This window comes from Xylanibacter caecicola, assembly GCF_013166515.1.
In the GTDB taxonomy this organism is placed as follows: Bacteria; Bacteroidota; Bacteroidia; order Bacteroidales; family Bacteroidaceae; genus Prevotella; species Prevotella caecicola.
The window spans coordinates 143,043-159,630 of record NZ_JABKKJ010000004.1 but is presented as its reverse complement, the minus strand read 5'-3'; the positions used below and the strand labels follow the sequence as shown (position 1 = coordinate 159,630).

At 44.1% G+C, this 16,588-nt stretch carries 13 protein-coding genes; 3 read left to right on the top strand and 10 right to left on the bottom strand.

The window, feature by feature from the left end; translation table 11 throughout:
• Positions 1-16: 16 nt before the first annotated feature.
• Genes HPS54_RS04340 through HPS54_RS04330 form a run of 3 tightly spaced genes read left to right on the top strand, consistent with a single transcriptional unit; the run spans position 17 to position 2,972 of the window.
• A complete protein-coding gene (locus HPS54_RS04340; protein ID WP_172344247.1) occupies positions 17-928 on the top strand; it encodes a glycosyltransferase family 2 protein in 912 nt (303 codons plus the stop codon).
• On the top strand, positions 892-1,872 hold the full coding sequence (locus HPS54_RS04335; RefSeq protein WP_172344246.1) for a glycosyltransferase family 2 protein: 981 nt from the start codon (positions 892-894) through the stop codon (positions 1,870-1,872). Before HPS54_RS04340 ends, HPS54_RS04335 begins: the two co-directional genes overlap by 37 nt.
• Positions 1,869-2,972, top strand: a complete 1,104-nt coding sequence (locus HPS54_RS04330; protein WP_172344245.1) for a glycosyltransferase family protein — start codon at positions 1,869-1,871, stop codon at positions 2,970-2,972. Before HPS54_RS04335 ends, HPS54_RS04330 begins: the two co-directional genes overlap by 4 nt.
• Positions 2,973-2,998: 26 nt before the next feature.
• Here HPS54_RS04330 and cdd read toward each other — a convergent pair whose 3' ends face one another.
• The 10 genes from cdd to HPS54_RS04280 all read right to left on the bottom strand — a co-directional run bounded on the left by cdd (position 2,999) and on the right by HPS54_RS04280 (position 16,588).
• A complete protein-coding gene (cdd, locus tag HPS54_RS04325; RefSeq protein WP_172344244.1) occupies positions 2,999-3,478 on the bottom strand; it encodes a cytidine deaminase in 480 nt (159 codons plus the stop codon).
• Positions 3,479-3,600: 122 nt separating this feature from the next.
• Entirely contained in the window at positions 3,601-5,085 is a 1,485-nt protein-coding gene (locus HPS54_RS04320) for a right-handed parallel beta-helix repeat-containing protein (RefSeq protein ID WP_172344243.1), read from the bottom strand.
• A 78-nt stretch (positions 5,086-5,163) separates the two neighbouring features.
• Positions 5,164-7,104 (bottom strand): NAD(+) synthase, encoded by a 1,941-nt coding sequence (locus HPS54_RS04315; RefSeq protein ID WP_172344242.1) that lies wholly within the window; start codon positions 7,102-7,104, stop codon positions 5,164-5,166.
• Between the two features lie 113 nt (positions 7,105-7,217).
• On the bottom strand, positions 7,218-8,282 hold the full coding sequence (locus tag HPS54_RS04310; RefSeq protein ID WP_172344241.1) for a DUF2027 domain-containing protein: 1,065 nt from the start codon (positions 8,280-8,282) through the stop codon (positions 7,218-7,220).
• Positions 8,283-8,295: 13 nt separating this feature from the next.
• Positions 8,296-9,510, bottom strand: a complete 1,215-nt coding sequence (locus HPS54_RS04305) for an S-adenosylmethionine:tRNA ribosyltransferase-isomerase (RefSeq protein WP_172344240.1) — start codon at positions 9,508-9,510, stop codon at positions 8,296-8,298.
• A 7-nt stretch (positions 9,511-9,517) separates the two neighbouring features.
• The gene (locus tag HPS54_RS04300) at positions 9,518-10,207 is read right to left on the bottom strand and encodes a phosphatase PAP2 family protein (RefSeq protein ID WP_172344239.1); all 690 of its coding nucleotides are present in this window, start codon (positions 10,205-10,207) and stop codon (positions 9,518-9,520) included.
• Positions 10,208-10,216: 9 nt separating this feature from the next.
• Positions 10,217-12,787, bottom strand: coding sequence for a BatD family protein (locus tag HPS54_RS04295; RefSeq protein WP_420907311.1), 2,571 nt, complete (start codon positions 12,785-12,787; stop codon positions 10,217-10,219).
• A gap of 8 nt (positions 12,788-12,795) precedes the next feature.
• Positions 12,796-14,496: a VWA domain-containing protein gene (locus HPS54_RS04290; RefSeq protein WP_172344237.1), complete on the bottom strand. Its 1,701-nt coding sequence runs from the start codon at positions 14,494-14,496 to the stop codon at positions 12,796-12,798.
• 14 nt (positions 14,497-14,510) lie between these two features.
• Positions 14,511-15,509 (bottom strand): vWA domain-containing protein, encoded by a 999-nt coding sequence (locus HPS54_RS04285; RefSeq protein ID WP_172344236.1) that lies wholly within the window; start codon positions 15,507-15,509, stop codon positions 14,511-14,513.
• 5 nt (positions 15,510-15,514) lie between these two features.
• Positions 15,515-16,588 carry a BatD family protein gene (locus HPS54_RS04280; RefSeq protein WP_172344235.1) on the bottom strand — a complete coding sequence of 358 codons (1,074 nt, stop codon included), beginning with the start codon at positions 16,586-16,588 and terminating at the stop codon, positions 15,515-15,517.

Genomic DNA, 16,588 nt, shown 5'->3' with positions numbered 1-16,588 from the left:
TTATTATTTTTGCATAATGGAACTATCTATAATAATCCCTGTATTCCGAGTGGAAAAGACACTGAGACGCTGCGTCGACAGCATCACCTCACAATCTTACACCGACTATGAGATTATATTGGTAGACGACGGTTCGCCCGACAGTTGCGGAAAGATATGCGACGAGTTGTCAAAAGAAGACAGGCGCATAAAGGTAATACACCGTGCAAACGGCGGACTTAGTGCGGCAAGGAACACTGGAATAGACATTGCCCGTGGAAAATATATCACTTTTGCCGACAGCGACGACACCATGGCGCCGGAAACACTGAAGGATCTTATGGAAATACTTGGGAAGCATCCTGAATATGACATAATAGAATATCCTGCCGTGATATTCTACGGTTCGCCGGAAGAAAGGGTTTTAATGCCGAAGGAAAGGGTGTACACGAACGACATGTCGCGCTATTGGCATGAAAACGAGGCATATACACACACATACGCATGGAACAAGATATACCGCAGGCGTCTGTTTGTGGATGTAAGGTTCCCCGAGGGCAAGGTGTTCGAGGATGTATGGACTTTTCCAATGCTGCTGGACAGGGCGACAACCATCGCAACCACAAACAGGGGAATGTACTTTTATTACGCCAATGCTGGAGGTATCACCTCGAATGCCGGCGGCAGAGAACTCGGAATGTTGCTTGAGGCACATACAAAGATTTTGGAAAACAGACGGCTGTTCTCTGTAAAATATTACATGCACGTGGTAAACATACAGCTGGATGTATACAATCTTACGGGAAATATACTGCTGTCTCGCCGTGACATGGGCATTAAAGAGCTTGCAGGACTGAAACCCGCCATGTTCCTCAAAGGATTAATAATAAAGGTATCAGATGTCAGAACATTATGCAGAATACACAAAACAATAAGAAACCTCTTGTAAGTTTCATCATTACATGCTACAACCTGCCTACGGAGATGATAGTGGAATGTATCGGCAGCATCATGGCACTGTCGTTGTCAGAACAGGAAAGGGAGATTATAGTAGTGGACGACGGTTCGGATATTTGCGCGATAAACGACCTCGACGACTACCGGGATGACATCATTTATGTACGTCAGAAGAACAGGGGCTTAAGTGAGGCACGCAACACCGGCATAATAATGGCGAGCGGACAGTACCTACAGTTCGTTGACGGCGATGACAAACTGATTCAAACCGGTTACGAGCACTGTTTGGACTTGGTGAGATACAACAACATGCCCGACATGGTACTGTTCAGATTCACGGACAAAACACCCGAACATATAAAATTTGCCGAGGTGCAACCGGTATGCGGAACAGAATATATGCAGCACAACAACATACGCCCATCAGCTTGCAGCTATATCGTGAAGCGTACCACACTGGGCAAACTGCGCTTTACACCGGGGATATACCATGAGGACGAGGAGTTCACACCACAGCTGTTGCTGAGAGCCGAAACGGTATACCCTACCGACACTATTGCATATATGTACCGTAAACGTTCGGGATCGATAATATCGGACAAGGCAAAACGAAGCATACTGAAACGGCTGAACGACAGTAAGGCGGTGATAATACGACTGAACGACATGGCAGACCGTTTACCACACAACGACCGTATAGCCATGCAACGACGCGTGGCACAGCTCACAATGGACTACATATACAATGTCATAACGCAGACACACAGCCGACAATATCTGGACAAGCAACTCGATGAGCTGCATTCAAAGGGGCTGTTTCCACTGCCCGACAAGGATTACACCAAGAAATACAAATGGTTTCGTCGCATGACCAACAGCAAATTAGGTATCACCTTGCTCATGCACGCCCTGCCACTCATGAAGAAAGAAAGATGAATATACTGCTTTTAGGCGAATACAGCAATGTGCACGCAACACTTGCCGAAGGGCTGAGAACACAGGGACATCATGTCACCGTGGTTTCAAACGGTGATTTCTGGAAGAACTATCCGCGCGACATATCACTTGTCAGAAACTATTCCATATTTGGCGGAGTGAGATACATGGCAAAACTATATTCCATCCTGCCCCGTCTGAGAGGATATGACGTGGTACAGCTGATAAATCCCATGTTTCTTGAAATAAAGGCAGAAAGGATATTCGGCATATACAAATATCTGCGCAAACACAACAGAAGAGTGTTTCTCGGAGGATATGGCATGGATTGGTATTGGGTCAACACATGTGTTAACGACAAACCTTTAAGATACAGTGACTTTAACTTTGGAAACGAGTTGCGCAACGATGTCAATGCCATGAAGGAACGTGCGGACTGGATGGGCACGGCAAAGGAGAAACTGAACAGATATATTGCAAAAGACTGCGACGGAATAATAACAGGGCTATACGAATACTGGGTATGTTACAATCAGGCATTTCCCAAAAAGACAACATTCATCCCGTTTCCGATAAAACAAGAATTCCCGTCCATAACCGACAGTTTTACATATCCCGTCAGAATATTCATCGGAATAAACAAAGCACGCAATGAATATAAAGGAACGGACATCATGCTGCGTGCCGCAATGGACATTAAGGACAAGTATCCGGACAAAGTGGAAATCATAAGGACCGAGTCCGTTCCGTTTAACGAATACAAAAAACTGATGAACAGCAGCGACATTATCCTTGACCAACTGTACAGCTACACTCCGGCAATGAATGCCCTGCTTGCCATGTCAAAGGGAATTATAGTTGTAGGAGGAGGTGAAAAGGAAAACTATGACATCATAAATGAAAAGGAACTGCGCCCTATTGTAAATGCAACACCCGACCAAGACAGTGTATTCAAATGTCTTGAACAACTCGTGACACATCCTGAAACAATTCCTTTGCTGAAGAAACAGAGTGTGGAATACATCAGGAAACACCACGACTATATAAAGGTGGCACGGCAATACGAGGAATTTTACAAAACCAAAAAGGAACTGTGTTAAAACTGAACTGCCCCGGAAGTTGGACTCTACAATTTTCCATCATCCACAAATGATAACGGAAGAATATCCTTTACACTGTTTATCACATATATGCCGGACGTGCCGTAAAGATATATTTTGACCGGCTGACCGTAACGTTGTTCCATCTCAAGTATTACCTGACGGCACGATCCGCATGGTGTTATGGGGTCATGCAACAACCCGTCCTTGTTACGGGCAGCAATGGCTAAAGCCGTTATTGGTTGCGATGGGCACTGTGATTGGGCTGCAAAAATGGCGGAACGCTCGGCACACAACGTAACGGGGAACGCTGCATTCTCCTGATTGGCACCGATAAAGACTGTGCCGTCTGCCAGCATCAAGGCTGCTCCGACATGAAAATGTGAATATGGCACATAGGCATTGTCTGTAGCTTCAATAGCCTTACGTATCAATATCTGTTCGCCGTCAGAGAGTTCATCAAGGCGATATTGTCTCAAGGTTGACTTCAATACTATCTCTTTCATAATAAGCAGATATTCTAAATTGAACTTATATATATTATCTGTAAATGCGGAATTGAGTTTACTACTTATAATGTTATCTTCAAATCATGACATTAACAGTGAATTCGGTATTAAATTCTAAATCATTCTTCTTCATTGATGAAAACATAGCATCCTATATCGTTCCGTCCATCACGCGGAATACCGTCACGGTCGACAGGAGAAAGATAGTCTGCATTGGCATTTCCTATTGCCGTCGAACCTTCTGCAAGATGAAAGTCATAACGCTGTCTGTCCCCGTCTACAAGGCGGAAATGTTTCTCACCTTCGATGGTGTCATCGGCATTGTCGTCTTTATTGCCATCCCTACCGGCTCCTTCCCATATTACATTAATAATATGCCCATTATCTTCGGTCGGTTTTTCTGTCCTCAACACACAGTTTATGAAACTGTAATTATATGGAACCGTTTCGTCTTCTACATTAGATCCGAATACAACATCATCGGCATATCCAGTTACAATTGTGTTGATACAGTCCATACGAAGAAGCGGATAATCATTATCCCCGTCACTATTGGTAAAACTGAGTGCTGCACCACGTCTTGCATCAAAAGGATAGAACTGTGCAACTGTACAGTTTACCAGAGACACGCTTCCTCCACAAACCGACACACAGTCACCAAGTGTATTGGTTATCTGACAGTTATTCACATCAACCTTACAATTAACCGTTCTCAATCCATATCCCTGACAATTGTGTACAGTACTGTTATTAAGTCGCAACTTGGTGCGCTCTATATCTGAAGATTCACATACAATGCCATCGAATGTGCCATGTATGTCAGCATAATCAAACTCATTGCCATACGATGAGGAATGTAATTTTATCCCTTGCCACATTCCACTCACCATATCATAAGGCAGATAATCAAACATCTTGTCCGTTCTATCACAACGTAAGACCACATTATTACCGGGTTCACCGGAAATCTTCAACGTACCGTAAACATCTATACCGGCATCATTATGAAAATACATCACAGTTCCCGCATCTATCTCGAGCGTTACAAGACTGTCAACAGTAAGCCCTCCATAAACAATTATAGGTTTACCTACATTTTCTATCCGCGTATCCTCACTTATCTTTACATCCCGCCACATTTCGGCGTCCCATGTATAGGCGCAAAGATTTACTCTCTGCTCCACACCGCTTTCCAACATGAATACCAATTCATCTTCATGCCACTGCGGTCCCTCACGTCCGTTCTCAGGAGATGTCAGTTCAACGAAAACACATATACTGTCATTCTTGCGTATCTCCACGTCTGATGTCTGAAAACCGGCAGATGGACTAAGGTATACACCATCCACATTAACCCTGAAACCGGTTTGATTGCCATTTGCCTGCCTTACATTGACACAGCGTATACCATCACCCGACCGATTGTATACCCAAAACTTCTTGGTGGAAGACGGAACACGTGAGAAAACAGTATCCATACTGACGGTATCTGTCGAGAATGTAAGGATATTTGATGGCGACATACTGAATGAGTCATCATCGATACAAGCTGTCAGTATTGACACCGACAGTATAAAAAAAGCGATTTTTACAATAAGTTTCATCAATGATATAACGCTGTTTTGCTATTTATATTGCACTGTGGATATTAATGCGCATGTCATAAACACACTGCATGGCAATCAAAGCTTTTCACACTCGCTCAGCCACATGCTGCTGTCTGCATCGCTCGGCATACGCCAGTCACCGCGCGGACTAAGGCTAACACTGCCCACCTTAGGACCATCCGGAAGGCACGAACGCTTGAACTGCTGGTTGAAGAAACGGCGCACGAACGTTGTAAGCCATTTCTTTATTGTTTCATCATCGTATACCTGAGCACCCGAGACAGAGCCGTTGAAAGCGTGACATGCCAACATGAACAGTTTGGCAGGACGGAAACCGAAACGTAAAAGATGGTACAGGAAAAAGTCATGCAGTTCGTAAGGTCCCACCAGGTCTTCCGTTTTCTGCTTTATCTCTCCATTATCGGCAGCCGGAATGAGTTCCGGACTTATCGGCGTATCGATAATGTCAATAAGCGTTGCCTTTGACTTATCGTCGACATCATGCTCTGCTATGTAACGTACAAGATATTTCACAAGCGTCTTAGGCACACCTGCATTGACACCATACATGCTCATGTGATCACCGTTGTATGTAGCCCAGCCAAGTGCAAGTTCCGAAAGGTCGCCCGTACCTATCACAATGCCGCCAAGTTTATTGCCAAGATCCATCAATATCTGTGTACGCTCGCGTGCCTGACTGTTTTCGTATGTCACATCGTGTACAGCCTCATCATGACCGATATCGCTAAAATGCTGTCGAACCGAGGCAGCAATATTTATCTCATGTATTGTAACACCCAGACTTTCCATAAGGCTCAAAGCATTGTTGTATGTCCTGTCTGTTGTTCCGAAACCGGGCATGGTAACTCCAATAATATTTTTACGCGGTATGTCCAACATGTCAAACGTTCTGACACATATCAACAATGCAAGCGTGCTGTCCAATCCACCGCTTATGCCTACTACCACTGTACGGCATTTTGTATGTACAAGTCTCTTGCCAAGTCCTGCTGCCTGTACAGACAATATATCCTCACAATTGTGTGCCATATCTCCTGATGAAGGAATAAAAGGATGCGGTGAGACGCTGCGCAACAACTCGAAATCACACTGTGCCACAGAATGTGCATCAATGAAAACAGGAGATACAGCATCGGGCAATCCGGTAAACGTTGTATTCATACGTCGCTCTCCACGCAGTTTTTCCACATCTATCTGTGAAACCACCAGTTGCGGCTTGATACTGAAACGGTTTCCTTCTTCCACAATACATCCGTTCTCGTATATCATAGCATTGCCGCCATAGACAACATCTTGCGTACTTTCTCCAAATCCGCAACTGCTATAAACATAGCCCGATATAGTACGGGCGCTCTGCTGGGCAAGCAATGATTTAAGATAATCATGCTTGCCTACAAGCTCATCACTTGCCGAAAGGTTGAATATAATATCGGCACCGGCAGTGGCAAGCCGGCTGCTTGGCGGAACAGGAGCCCACAAGTCCTCGCATATTTCTATGCCGAACTGAACACCGTCACATGTACGGAATATAGCCGGACCGGCATATACATGAACCTTATTGCCGGCAAAACGTATATCCGTATCATTTATATCAAGTGAAGATACGAACCACCTCTTTTCATAAAACTCATTGTAATTGGGCAACCATGTCTTAGGTACGATACCAAGAATATCACCCTTTTGTATTACCACGGCACAGTTGAGCAGACGGTTGTTTACAGACACCGGCACACCCACAATGCTTATGATATCCAGATTGCGTGTAAAATCAAGCAGCATAATCACTGCTGCCTCGGCCTGTTCAAGCAAAAGATTTTGACGGAAAAGATCCTGACATGTATATCCGGTCAAGCCTAATTCAGGAAAAACGATGATCTCCACTCCCCTACCCTCTGCCTGGGCTATAAGTGTTTCCGTCTGTCTGACATTGTAAAGACAGTCCGCCACCTTTACAGACGGAACAGCCGCCGCCACTTTTATATATCCATACTGCATACAAGTATATGTTATATTTTTTAATGTTATATGTTAGATATCAAGCAGTAGACACAGAGTTGGCTTTATTATTCACCTACTACATCCACTCAGCTTATGATTAACGAGTGATATTATTTTATCGTTACCTGTGTAGCACCGTAACCATACTCACGGAAAGAGGCATCCTGAAAAGGATATTTTTTATATTTATACCGCAGTTCCTTTACGAGAGCACTACGCAAAACACCTTCTCCCTTGCCATGAATGAAAACAATTCTTGCTCCTTTTTCCATGCGATGCTCATCAAGAGTCTTACGAAACACATCCAACTGATAGTTCAATATATCGCCTGACGACATGCCCGCAGTGGTCTCAAGCAACTCTGTTGCATGAAGATCCACCACTATAATATTGTCCTTTGTTCTTTTACGTGCCGGCATGTCATGACCTTTCGTTGCATCTTCCCTATGTACAGTTTTCATCATCTCCGCCTCAATCTTTTTTGTATCGATTACAAGCGGATGTGCAACGGTATCATTCTCTATCACCGTATATACCATGGCGTCTTCATCAAAAAAATCGTTTTCCGTGAAAGAATGGCGCTTATAGAACTTCACCGCGTCTATACGCAGACGCGCATCCACTGCCGGCTTCATCGCAAATGACTTGTCGCGTTTATATGCCACAAACTGAACGGCAACATGCTCCATATCTCCAAGCATGTCAAAACCGAACTTCTCCACATACTCCTTTGTATTAGGCTCTATCTCACCCATAGCACGCAATGTCCAGCCGTCGGTTGTCTGAGACATATATGCAAAACTGATATAATAGTTGCTGTCATTTATGAGATATGCTTCAAACGATGTCTTGGACATTTCTTTTATGTTTACCGGAACAAAAGCCAAATAAACAGAAAGTCTGTCACCGCCCTTATACTCCATGGGCTTTGCCTTGAACGTTACAGGACGGTCTGCGGGATCGTAGTCTTCGTCATCGTTCGTAACAGCAGATACAGGCATCTCCGAAAAGCCTGTTGTATAATTATCTTCTTCTACAACCACAACTTCATTTATAGGCGTTGGTATCTGAAAGCCATCGCTGTCTTCCACCAGAACAATATTCTTCCCTTGAAAACCGGCGACCTTGCCGCCTCCCGTATCGCTAAGAAACCTTACTTTATCTCCTATTTTCATTGTTTTATATTTTTTACGGTATCAATAATGAACTGTCACCATAACTTAAGAAGCGGAAATCGTGACTCAGTGCATAGTCATATATGCGTCTCCAGTCGCCATTAACAAAAGCGCTTACAAGCAGAAGCAATGTACTTTGCGGCTGATGAAAGTTGGTTACCAGCATTTTTACAATCTTATATTCATATCCGGGTGCGATTATTATCTGCGTACTGCCATGGAGAACATTCACACCGTTGGCATCCAACCACGCTATAATATTACGTATGGCATCCTCCGGCGTCACATCGCATTCACCGTTATATGGTTCCCACTGCTTTACATGAAAACTGTTTTCCGTTATTTCGTTACCACTGCCAAGATGTACTCCTATATAATAGAGACTTTCCAGCGTGCGGACACTCGTTGTACCTACAGCTATGGCTGCGGTACCATGACAAAGAAGATTTTCAAGAGTAGAACGGTGTACCGATATATATTCCGTATGCATGTCATGACCTTCTATCTCATCGCTCTTTACCGGCTTGAAAGTTCCGGCACCCACATGCAACGTTATCTCATCGCGCTGAACTCCACAGTCGTCCAATGACCTCAGTACATCGTCAGTGAAATGAAGTCCGGCCGTAGGCGCGGCGACACTTCCCTTTATCTTCGAATAAACCGTCTGATAAGTCGTCTTGTCACTCTCCTGCGTGTCACGGTTAAGATACGGCGGAATGGGGAGTTCGCCGGCGCTGTCTATTATTTCTGAGAAAGATATTTCGGAATTGTCCCATTCGAAATCAACCCAATGACTCGTTCCTATCTCATTTCCACGCGTTGCGGTAAGCATGACAGGCTTGCCATTGATATCAAGTTCAATGCTCAGATTACCTGTTTTCCACTTCTTAAGGTTGCCGATCATGCAAAGCCATGAACAGCGTCCCGTTGTCTGGAACATCAGTTCGTAGTCTGCAGGTACAACCGGCTCAAGCAGAAATATTTCTATAAGCGCCCCGGTTTCTTTCCTAAAGTGCATACGGGCCTGTATAACCTTTGTATTATTGAACACCATAAGAGCACCGGATGGAATATAATCTGATATTTTATAGAAAACATCCTCGGTTATATCACCCTTTCTATAGACAAGAAGTTTACTCCTGTCACGCTGCCTAACGGGAAACTTCGCAATCCTGTCGTCAGGCAGAAGATAGTTATAGTCATTGATCTTTATGTGTTTTGTATCCATTTTATATTTATTGCATCAAAGCTCTTATCACGCTAAAGCACAGCGTGAAAGCCAAAACGTTTATAATAAGGTCCACGTCTGTAACGGCATATCCGCTACTTGTATATCCACCTGCACAGCCACAAGATGTACGTGCAGACATCCGTAGATAAGCCCTACGATAAAGAAGATAAATAAAATAGCCGGTTAAACCGCCGAACAGCAGACCACAGATAACATCTGAAAAATAATGCACGCCAAGATAAAGGCGTGTCCAACAATTGACAAACGACCATGCTACCAACGCATATGTCAACAAACGGCTGCGAACAAGACATGAGAAGAATATCGCCAGCCCAAAGGTATTGGCTGCATGAGATGAAAAGAAACTGAAACTTTTAGGGCAAACGCCTCTTACTATATCAATGTCAAGCCTCACCAACGGGTCATTGCATGGACGCAATCTACCAACCAAAGGTTTTACAATCAGTTCTCCCACACAGGCTGTTATCATCACACAAAGCAAAGCACAACCTACAGAAAGCAGTATCTGCGACATTGTGTCATTGTTTTTTATGACAACATAAAGCAACGACATATAAAGCGGTATCCACAAAACACCCGAAGTAAGTGTAACCGCCAATGTGTCTATTATACTCAAATCGCTTCCATTGAAAAACTCAAGCAATCTGTTGTCTATGTTGCAAAGTTCCCGCATATCCCGTTTTTATATCATCTCTATCTGGGAACTGAGTATCCAACCTTCACGCCCATCAGCAAGACGAACATTCTTCCAATCTTTCATTGTGGAATCCGTAACATCCACACGTGTACCCTCATGTATGATAAAAAGATCTTTTCCTCCCTTTGACGGCGTACTTTTTATCACAGCCGACTGCGACATGACGATTGCCCCATTGCGTTTTGTCAGCAACTGCTTCTGTTGCCATGCAAAGACATTAGCCAATACAAACAGTAAAAAACAAGACAGCGAGCTGAAAAAGCCTATCTTTCGATAAAGTGTAGAAGACGAAAACAGATAAAGCAGCACAAAAAGCAGTGCCAATGCTATGCTTACAACTGCAACAACAGCCCATGAGTCTGCCGTTATCATATTTACAAGAGCACGATACCAAGTAACAAAGAACATTTCAGACTTAGGTGTTATCTTATCAATAGTTTTTGAACGCGCCATTTGCAAATTGAAGGCAATGTCCTTATCACCGGGCGAAAACAAAAGAGCACGCTCATAGTTCAGGACAGCACGCGTTATGTTGTCCGTACGATAATAGGCATTGCCAAGATTATAATATATATCCGAACTCGGTCCTTTCTGCAACAGTGCCTCATAGTCCTTTATGGCACGCTGATAGTTTCCCTTTGAATACTCTATATCAGTATTGTTCTTCTCAACGCCATAACCTGCAACAGGGCTGAACAACAGCATAAGTAAGACTACGGCAAACCACTTCGGTCTTTTAAACGATGATTTCATAACACTCTCTATATTTACAATAGCTGTTTTTGCCGTCTCGTATGTCCTTCCCATATTTCCAACCGCATCGCCTGGAGCATATCTCTCATACTCACATTCATCCAATGCTGCGATAAACTGTTCCGTTGTGTTATCATCTACATGTTTCTCTGCCAGCTTTTCCGCTATATTCTCCCTTGAAAGTTTTTCCACCGGAATATTAAGTTTGTCACCTATATATCCCCAGAGTGCATGCAACACTTCATCATAGAAGTCGGCATCATTTCCGCTTATCATAAGCCTATGTGCTGTACGCAGGCGTTTCATGGCAATCTTATTTGCCCGTTTTCCACGAAGACGTACAACATCCGCATTGTCAAGTGCACGCTTGCGGAAAGCCACCAGCAGTACAATAAAGCCCAAGAACAGACATCCAAGCACCGTCCAGTAGGTTGAGGTTCCATAAAAGTTCACGTTATTGGCATGCTTATTGGCATATCCCTGCTTTATCGGACGTATATCCTTGTTTTTCAGATTATTTGTATAATCGGATACCGAACCGCCTACGGCACCGAAACCTTTCGTAACCTTCAGATTAAGTTTCTGAGTATATATCGTCTTATAAGAGTTTGTGCCCGTGTCATAATATATAAACGAAACGGGTGGTATTACATATTCGCCCGTATTACGTGGCACAGCCATAAAATCATATATCATGTGACCTTCCACACCATTTCCCGTAAGTTTCGTCTTATCCGTAATCTTAGCGTCATAAGTATCAAAGTCTTTCGGGAAATTTATTTCCGGCTGTTTAATAAGTTTCAGGTTACCATTGCCACCTATAACCACACGTATATTTACCGTTTCGCCCGATTTTACATCTTCCTTGTTTATTTGTGCACTTATGTTAAACTTTCCAACGCCACCGGAAAAGCCCGCCGGGCGCGAAGGCAGCGGATCTACCTGCACAGAAAGTCCGGGTGCCCTTATCGCACGTTTAACTTCGGTATATCCGGAACCGCCGTTAAAGAAGGCTTCATAAGGATCTATATTCCTGTTCTGCTGTATCACTGTACCCTTAAAGATTATGGAAGGTATCTCCAATTTTCCTGTCATCTGCGGATACATAACATACTGGCTCCATGTGACACAGCGGTATGGACGCCCGTTAACACGCTCCACCGAATATGACTTCTGTCTCGGCAATTCCACTTCCTGCGTATGAAAACCCGTAAGGTCGGGCATCTTTCCTTCGAGTTGCGTCAACTCTACCAAAGTATAGACCTTATAAGTAAGCAATACCGGTTCTTGCTCATGCACACGCCTCTTGTTTGCAGTAACCTTCATGAACAAGTCGCTGCCTTTAATCGCCGTTCCTGAATTGTCCACGCGTAGATCTCCATGCGAATCATCATGCATTCTCGGTGCGCCGTTGGTCTTCGGCGCAGTTCCCGAAACATTTATCTTCACAGCATTTGATGCCACCGTTTTTCCATTGACATTGACATAGGCCGGCGGTATGACAAACGAACCGTTCTTCGTTGCACATAATATATATGTATATGTTACGGATGAACTGCTGCTTGCATGTCCGTTAACCATCTGTATACTCGACTGTGACGACATGTTAGGACCGATTATCAGCTCCAATTGTCGCGGTATTCTGCCTACACGGAAGTCCTTGACATTATGTGAACTTATTGTATATGACAGTCTGAAGTTTTCTCCCACCGACACATGCGACGGCACACTGACCGAAAGAGTCTGTGCACCGGTTGTCACGGATATTATCAATAACAGATATAATAATATATTCTTTTTCATCATAGTCTCTACCAATTCTTTTGCAATCTGCGTGAACGTGGCTGTGCAGACGCCTTTTTCAGACGCTGCTGCGTATTCTTCTCATTCTGTATGGCAGCATCGAGCAACCGTTCGGCATTCTCCTTGCTCATCTTGTTGTCCTGCCGCTTTTCTTCTTTATTTTGATTTTTATCGTCGCTCTTGTCCTTGTTGTCCTTTTTATTATCCTTATTCTTGTCGTTCTGACTGTTGTTGCCACCGCCGTTTTTCTGGGGTCTTGTCTTCTGCAACCGCTTGCACAAGACAAGATTATACCGCGTCTCATCGTTTGACGGATTGTTTCTCAAAGCCTCCTTATAAGCTTCTATCGCATTGGAATAAATACCATTCTTCTGGAATATAGCCCCAATATTATGAAAAGACATTGATTTGCGCAACTTGTTTTTCTCCATCTGCCCCGACTGAAGGAACATCTTTATGGCGGCAGAGTCTTTCTGCTGCATCATCAGTGCACAGCCAAGATTATATACAGCCTGTGCATTCCTCGGATTATGTGCCACAGACTTGCGGTATTCCACTTCCGCCTGCTCATAGTCATGCATACGGTACTGTCTGTTACCCTTACGTATGTCATATCTGTCACTTTGTGCCGAAACTCCAGAAGATACGGATATCATGAATAAAGCAAGCAGTATCTTTGCAGCATTCCCCTTTCTGCTGAAGACATTCAGTCTCTCAAACAGTCTTCCTTTTGTCTCAAGCAAACATATTTCCAATATAAGGACAACAATTGCCAACAGGATAAAAGCCTGAAACTGTTCGTCATACTCACTGTAAATCACAGACGACACATCGCCTTTCTGCAACTTGCCAAGCTCCGCATCGAGTCTGTCGCGTGCAGAACTTGTATTGTCAAGGTTTATATACAAGCCTCCTCCTGCCATGGCAACCTCCTTGCACATGTCTTCATTAATACGCGACATCACCGTCTGTCCCGTATTATCCTTTATATATCCGCCCGAACCGTCGGGAATGACACTTCCGCCGGGGCTTCCCACACCGACAACAAATATGTTAACACCGTCTTTTGCTGCAGCCTTTGCAGCTTCTACTGCCCCGCCCTCGTGGTCTTCACCATCGGTTATCACCATTATGGCACGCCCTACATTCTCATCTTTTGTAAAACTGTGCCGTGACACATCTATTGCTCTTGCAATGTCTGTTCCCTGAGTGGTTATGAGCGACGGCGTGATGCTGTTCATGAACATCTTTGCAGACACATAGTCACTGGTAATGGGGAGCTGTACAAATGCGTCACCGGCAAAGACAACAAGGGCTATCTTGTCATTATGGAACTTATCTACAATGTTCTCCACCAGCAATTTACTCTTGTCAAGACGCGAGGGTGTAACGTCTTCGGCAAGCATAGAGTTGCTTATATCGAGGGCTATTACAAGTTCTATTCCGCTACGTTTCTCATTTGTAATCTTTGTACCGAACTGGGGACGTGCCAACGCAACAACAATCAATGCCAACGCGACAAGCATAAGTATGAATTTAAGCATGGGACGCGATGCCGAATAATCCGGCATGAGCATCTTCAGCAGCTGTATATCGCCAAACTTACGAAGTCTTTTCATGCGGTTGCGCATGGCAATAAAGTATGCCGTTGCCAACAAGGGTATCAGCAATAGCAGGAATAAATATGCAGGACTTTCAAATCTGAACATCTCTTCTTTCGTTATTATGGAATACGTCTAAGAACCACAGTTCTCATAAACACCTCAAGCAGCAAGGATATTACGGCTATTATGGCAAACGGCTGATATGCCTCATACTTTTTTCTGTACTTCTTTACGCTCATCTTCGTTTTCTCCAGCTCATCTATATCCTTATATATCTGTTTCAGTTCCGCCGTGTTTGTAGCACGGTAGAAATTACCGTCCGTAACCGAAGCTATTTGTCCCAGTGTCTGCGGGTCTATGTCCACACGCATGTTAACATACTGTTTGGTTCCGGCAACATACACCGGATAAGGTGCAGGCTTGTTCGATCCCACGGCAATGGTATAGACCCTTATACCGAGACTTCTTGCTATATCGGCAGCAGTCATCGGCGATATGTCACCGCGGTTATTGCTTCCGTCGGTAAGCAGTATCACTACACGGCTCTTGGTCTTGCGGTCTTTAAGACGGCTCACGGCATTTACAAGTCCCATGCCTATGGCTGTTCCGTCTTCTATAAGTCCGCGCTGCACAATATCCGCATTTACATTGTGTAATAAACTTAACAGAGACTGGTGGTCTGTGGTCATGGGACACTGTGTGAATGCTTCACCTGCAAATATCGTAAGACCGATGTTGTCGTCCGGACGCCCTGATATGAATTCCGACGCAACATTCTTTGCAGCCTCTATTCTGTTGGGTTTAAGGTCCTCCGTAAGCATACTTGTCGACACATCCATGACAAGCATGATATCTATACCTTCTACATTGCGGCTGTTCCACGCATTGTGCCTCTGCGGACGTGCAAGTACAAGTATAAGCATGACGAAAGTTATCACACGTAATGCAAACGGAACGTGTATCATCCTCACACGCCAGCTTTTGTGAGCATACTGATAGGCAAACGTATCACTCATGCGCAAGGATGGCTCGGCATTCTTCTTGTATAGCAGATACCATACTATATACGGTATCAACAGCAGAAGCAGGAACAGATATTCTTTATTTGCAAACTCCATAGGCTCTACATCAATAACATATATAAATGGTATGCGACATATATAATCACAGCAACGGCTATAACCGACACACACACAAGAACATATTTTATTACAGTACGGGCACGCATGCTCTGTACCTGCTGCTGTGTAAGAGCGGGTTTCACGCGTTCTTCCATTTGTATGTTATCATCTGTTTTTGTAGTGTTTATAAACTCTATCGCATGCAGAAGGTTGGCATCGTTCTCATTGATAAGCGCCGAATGTCTGGCAAACTTAACAAGATCGGCAGTGGTAAAAAGTTGTTTCAGTTCGTCTGTCATCTTGCTGTCGCCCGCTTGGCGCAGGTTTTCAATAATCTCGGTCGTAGTCATCTCCATGGCATTGAAGCCGAAGCGCTCTTCTATATATTTGCGGAGCGTATCGGTAAGCTGCGTATAGTATGTCTTCTGGTCTTCCGAATTTGACATTTTGCTCTCCTTAATGCGGTCTATGGCATCAAGAGCACGCTTATGCGGGAGCACTCTCTTTGTAAAGCGGACTGCCGGAATTATCGGTTTACGGTTGCGGAGACAAACAAAAAGATATGCGATAACTGCCAGACATATAACAAATGCTATCGACAACCAAAACGGACCACGCCATTCGCTCAGCATAAAAGGCGGGTTCTGCACGTCATCGGGCGGAAAGAACTGATTTGAATGCAGCGTATCCACCGGTATCGTAAGCACTTTAAGGGCAAGATTGCGGCTTACATATTTTTTACCGTCAACAACAACCTGCATTGGTGGCAGATAATATAATTTCTCGTCAAACGATGTTATGGTATATCTTTTCGATACCGATATCATATCATTGTCAAGACTTGACGTGTCCGCCGATGACACCTCGACAACCTCTACACCCGGAACAATAAAACGGGAAGGCTGGATGTCGGGAAACATCAGTTTCTGACCTTTCTTTATCGTGACATTGAGCGTTACGGTTGCCTGCTCTCCCACCAATATCTCGATAGGGTCTATCTGCGACACTACCGAAACACGGGCTGCGGCAGTGAGCACCGCAAATATCATTGACAATATAAATATTGTTTTCTTCAT

Coding starts and splice junctions, on each gene's coding strand:
- HPS54_RS04340 (WP_172344247.1), top strand. CDS start 17: ATGGAACTATCTATAATAATCCCTGTATTCCGAGTGGAAAAGACACTG.
- HPS54_RS04335 (WP_172344246.1), top strand. CDS start 892: ATGCAGAATACACAAAACAATAAGAAACCTCTTGTAAGTTTCATCATT.
- HPS54_RS04330 (WP_172344245.1), top strand. CDS start 1,869: ATGAATATACTGCTTTTAGGCGAATACAGCAATGTGCACGCAACACTT.
- cdd (WP_172344244.1), bottom strand. CDS start 3,478: ATGAAAGAGATAGTATTGAAGTCAACCTTGAGACAATATCGCCTTGAT.
- HPS54_RS04320 (WP_172344243.1), bottom strand. CDS start 5,085: ATGAAACTTATTGTAAAAATCGCTTTTTTTATACTGTCGGTGTCAATA.
- HPS54_RS04315 (WP_172344242.1), bottom strand. CDS start 7,104: ATGCAGTATGGATATATAAAAGTGGCGGCGGCTGTTCCGTCTGTAAAG.
- HPS54_RS04310 (WP_172344241.1), bottom strand. CDS start 8,282: ATGAAAATAGGAGATAAAGTAAGGTTTCTTAGCGATACGGGAGGCGGC.
- HPS54_RS04305 (WP_172344240.1), bottom strand. CDS start 9,510: ATGGATACAAAACACATAAAGATCAATGACTATAACTATCTTCTGCCT.
- HPS54_RS04300 (WP_172344239.1), bottom strand. CDS start 10,207: ATGCGGGAACTTTGCAACATAGACAACAGATTGCTTGAGTTTTTCAAT.
- HPS54_RS04295 (WP_420907311.1), bottom strand. CDS start 12,787: ATGAAAAAGAATATATTATTATATCTGTTATTGATAATATCCGTGACA.
- HPS54_RS04290 (WP_172344237.1), bottom strand. CDS start 14,496: ATGTTCAGATTTGAAAGTCCTGCATATTTATTCCTGCTATTGCTGATA.
- HPS54_RS04285 (WP_172344236.1), bottom strand. CDS start 15,509: ATGGAGTTTGCAAATAAAGAATATCTGTTCCTGCTTCTGCTGTTGATA.
- HPS54_RS04280 (WP_172344235.1), bottom strand. CDS start 16,588: ATGAAGAAAACAATATTTATATTGTCAATGATATTTGCGGTGCTCACT.